This window comes from Kitasatospora sp. NPDC059577 (assembly GCF_042735475.1).
In the GTDB taxonomy this organism is placed as follows: domain Bacteria; phylum Actinomycetota; class Actinomycetes; order Streptomycetales; family Streptomycetaceae; genus Kitasatospora.
Genome location: NZ_JBHWBZ010000073.1, coordinates 1 through 3,371, shown reverse-complemented (window position 1 = coordinate 3,371; position 3,371 = coordinate 1). Strand labels below are relative to the sequence as shown.

At 74.2% G+C, this 3,371-nt stretch carries 3 protein-coding genes; all 3 read left to right on the top strand.

The window, feature by feature from the left end; translation table 11 throughout:
• Window positions 1–327 precede the first annotated feature (327 nt).
• The 3 genes from trpS to ACFV0O_RS36310 all read left to right on the top strand — a co-directional run bounded on the left by trpS (window position 328) and on the right by ACFV0O_RS36310 (window position 3,245).
• A complete protein-coding gene (trpS, locus tag ACFV0O_RS36320) occupies window positions 328–1,332 on the top strand; it encodes a tryptophan--tRNA ligase (RefSeq protein WP_380348386.1) in 1,005 nt (334 codons plus the stop codon).
• A 169-nt stretch (window positions 1,333–1,501) separates the two neighbouring features.
• A complete protein-coding gene (locus tag ACFV0O_RS36315; protein WP_380348342.1) occupies window positions 1,502–2,464 on the top strand; it encodes an LD-carboxypeptidase in 963 nt (320 codons plus the stop codon).
• Between the two features lie 106 nt (window positions 2,465–2,570).
• Window positions 2,571–3,245 (top strand): nucleoside/nucleotide kinase family protein, encoded by a 675-nt coding sequence (locus tag ACFV0O_RS36310; RefSeq protein ID WP_380348341.1) that lies wholly within the window; start codon window positions 2,571–2,573, stop codon window positions 3,243–3,245.
• The last annotated feature ends 126 nt before the right edge of the window (window positions 3,246–3,371 follow it).

Here is a 3,371-nt window from a genome sequence, read left to right as displayed (position 1 = left end):
CCGCGAACCCCACCCCGCGCGCGGGGGGCGGCGAGACGCGCCGTGGGGCCCCATCACGCGCTGGGGGGCCCTTCACGGGGGGCCGACCTCGCCCGGCCACCAGCACTCGCCTGACCAGGGCCGTCCGGGATGGACGGCCCTGTTGTGTTTCCCGCTCCCGCGGGACGGGCCCCTCGCCCGGACGGCCGCCACCACCGCCGTACCGAGGAGAAACCCGTGACCGCCGAGACCGTCGCCACCGCCACCGCCATTGCCACCGACCTTGCTGCCGCGGCCACCACCGGCCCCGCGTCCGCCACCACCGGCCCCGCGTCCGCGCCCGACCTCATCGACGACCCGACCGCCCACCGCGTCCTCACCGGGGACCGCCCCACCGGCCCGCTCCACCTCGGCCACTACTTCGGGACCCTGCGCAACCGCGTCCGGCTGCAGGACCAGGGCGTCGGGATGTTCGTCGTGGTCGCCGACTACCAGGTCATCACCGACCGCGACATCGCCGACCGGCTCGCCGAGCACACCGAGGGCCTCGTCCTCGACTACCTCGCAGCCGGTCTCGACCCCGAACGGGCCACGATCTTCGCGCACAGCGCCGTCCCCGCCCTCAACCAACTGCTGCTGCCCCTCCTCAGCCTGGTCAGCGTCGCCGAGCTGAACCGCAACCCCACCGTCAAGGACGAGATCGCGCACTCCCGCCAGTCCGCCGTCAACGGGCTGATGTTCACCTACCCCGTCCACCAGGCCGCCGACATCCTCTTCTGCAAGGCCGACCTCGTCCCCGTCGGCCAGGACCAGCTGCCCCACCTCGAAGTCGCCCGCACCGTTGCCCGACGCTTCAACGAGCGCTACCCGCACGCCGACGGCACCGCCGTCTTCCCCCGCCCGCAGGCGCTGCTGTCCGACGCCCCCATGCTGCTCGGCACCGACGGCGGCAAGATGAGCAAGAGCCGGGGCAACGCCATCACCCTCGGCGCCGGCGAGGACGAGACCGCGCAGATCATCCGCGGCGCCAGGACGGACGCCGACCGCCACATCGACTACGACCCGGTCCGCCGTCCCGAGGTGGCCAACCTCGTCCTGCTCGCTGCGCTCTGCCAGGACCGCGCCCCCGAAGCCGTTGCCGAGGAGATCGGTGCCGGCGGGGCCGCCGCACTCAAGCGCGTCGTCATCGACTCCGTCAACGAGCACCTCCGCCCGCTGCGCGCCCGCCGTGCCGAACTCGCCGCCGACCGCGGCCACCTGCGGCAGGTCCTGCGCGACGGCGCCGAGCGCGCCAACGCCGTCGCCGACGCCACCCTGACGGAGGTGAGGGACGTGATGGGCGCCGTGATCTGAAGAGCACTCACCCCGGCGAGGCCCCGCCGGACCGGGCCGGACCGCACGCAGACCCCGCCCCGCCCCGGAGACATCGGCCGGTTGACACGGGGCATATCGTCACCGGGCGGCCGCGACCACACCGCGGCCGCCCGCACCCCGCTCCCGCGCCCGAAAGGCGGCCCGGCCCATGGACCAGCACCCGACCACACCCGGCCAGGGGCTGACCCGCCCGCCGCACCTGCGCCCCGGCGACCACATCGCCGTTGTCGCCACCAGCGGCCCGATCGAACCCGAACGCCTCACCGCCGGCTGCGCGATCCTCCGCTCCTGGGGCTTGCGCGTCACCGTCGCCCCGCACGTCCTCGACACCCACCCCGCCCTCGGCTACCTCGCCGGCACCGACGCCGACCGCGCCGCCGACCTCCGGAACGCCTGGCTCGACCCCACCGTCGACGCCGTCATCTGCGCCCGCGGCGGCTACGGCGTGCACCGCATGGTCGACCTGATCGACTGGACGGCGATGCGCGCCGCCGCACCCAAACCCTTCATCGGCTTCAGCGACGTCAGCTCCCTGCACGAGGCCTTCGCCCAGCGCCTCGGCCTCGCCACGTTGTACGGGCCGCTGGCCGCCGGGGCCTCCTTCATCTCCGACGGGCCCACCGCCGAGCACCTGCGCCGCACCCTCTTCGACCCCGCCGCCACCACGGTCCTCACCTCGCCCACCGCCGCCCCACTCGTCGGCGGCCGGGCCCGCGGCATCACCGCCGGAGGATGCACCCACGTCCTCGCCGCGGAGCGCGGCACCCCCGCCGCCCGGCCCTCGTTCGCGGGCAGCATCCTGGTGCTCGAAGACGTGAACGAACACCCCTACCAGCTCGACCGCCTCCTCACCCAGTTCCTGCGCTCCGGCGCCCTCGACGGCGTGGCCGGCATCGCCCTCGGCTCCTGGGAGGGCTGCGGACGGCCCGACCGGGTCCGCGAGGTGATGCTCGACCGGCTCGGCGGGCTCGGCATACCGGTGCTCTGGGAACTGGGCTTCGGACACTGCCCGTCCACCCTCACCGTCCCGCTGGGCGTCCCCGCCGTGCTCGACGCCGACGCCGGCACGCTCACCCTCGACCTGCCCGCACTGGCCGAACGGCCCCACTGAGCGAATGGCCCCATTGGCCGAACGGCCCCACTGAGCGAACGGCCGCTCCGGCCGTCGGGTGACCGAAGGCCCCGCTTCGCGAACCCCCGGTGAGTAGGGTGCGGCCATGAACGAGGACCGTCTCACCGCCCTAGCCCTCGGCTTCCTCCGCGGCCCGGGCAGCAACGCCCGTACGATCCTCGGACTTGCCGGCCCGCCCGGCGCCGGCAAGTCCACCCTGGCCCGCCGCCTGGTCGCCGAGGTCGAGCGCGCCGAAGGACCCGGCACCGCCGCCTACGTCCCGCTCGACGGCTTCCACCTCTCCGGAGCCCAGCTCGACCGCCTCGGCCTGACCCACCGCAAGGGCGCCCCGGCCACCTTCGACGCCCACGGCTACGTCGCCCTGCTGCGCCGCATCGCCGCCGACCGTTTCCAGGACATCTACGTCCCGGACTTCGACCGCACCCTGGACGAACCGGTCGCCGCCCGACACGTGGTCCGCCCGCACACCCGCCTCGTCATCACCGAGGGCAACTACCTCGCCTCCTCCGACACCCCCTGGCCGGACGCTCGCCGACTGCTGCGCGAACTCTGGTACGTCCACACCGACGACGCCGTCCGCGAGGAGCGCCTACTCGGCCGCCACCGCGACGGCGGCCGTGACGAAGCCACCGCCCGCCACTGGGTCACCGGCAACGACCACCCCAACGGCGAGTACGTGAAGCCGGGCCGGGCCGTCTGCACCCGGACCGTCCCCGGGGCCGGTTTGCCTCCGGCACCGGACAGGGGTAGTGTTCCCTAGTCGCTCGGCAGGGAGCACCGGACACGCATCAGCGCGGACGGTCCCGGGGCGGCCAATCCTCTGAAACACCACTTCCCAGGTTCGGGCTGGGTTGCGTTCGCATTTCTGCGTCGTGGCTCGGTTCCT

What these genes read in the sequence shown, in the direction of transcription:
- ACFV0O_RS36315 (WP_380348342.1), top strand. Translation starts at nt 1,502, where the DNA reads ATGGACCAGCACCCGACCACACCCGGCCAGGGGCTGACCCGCCCGCCG.
- ACFV0O_RS36310 (WP_380348341.1), top strand. Translation starts at nt 2,571, where the DNA reads ATGAACGAGGACCGTCTCACCGCCCTAGCCCTCGGCTTCCTCCGCGGC.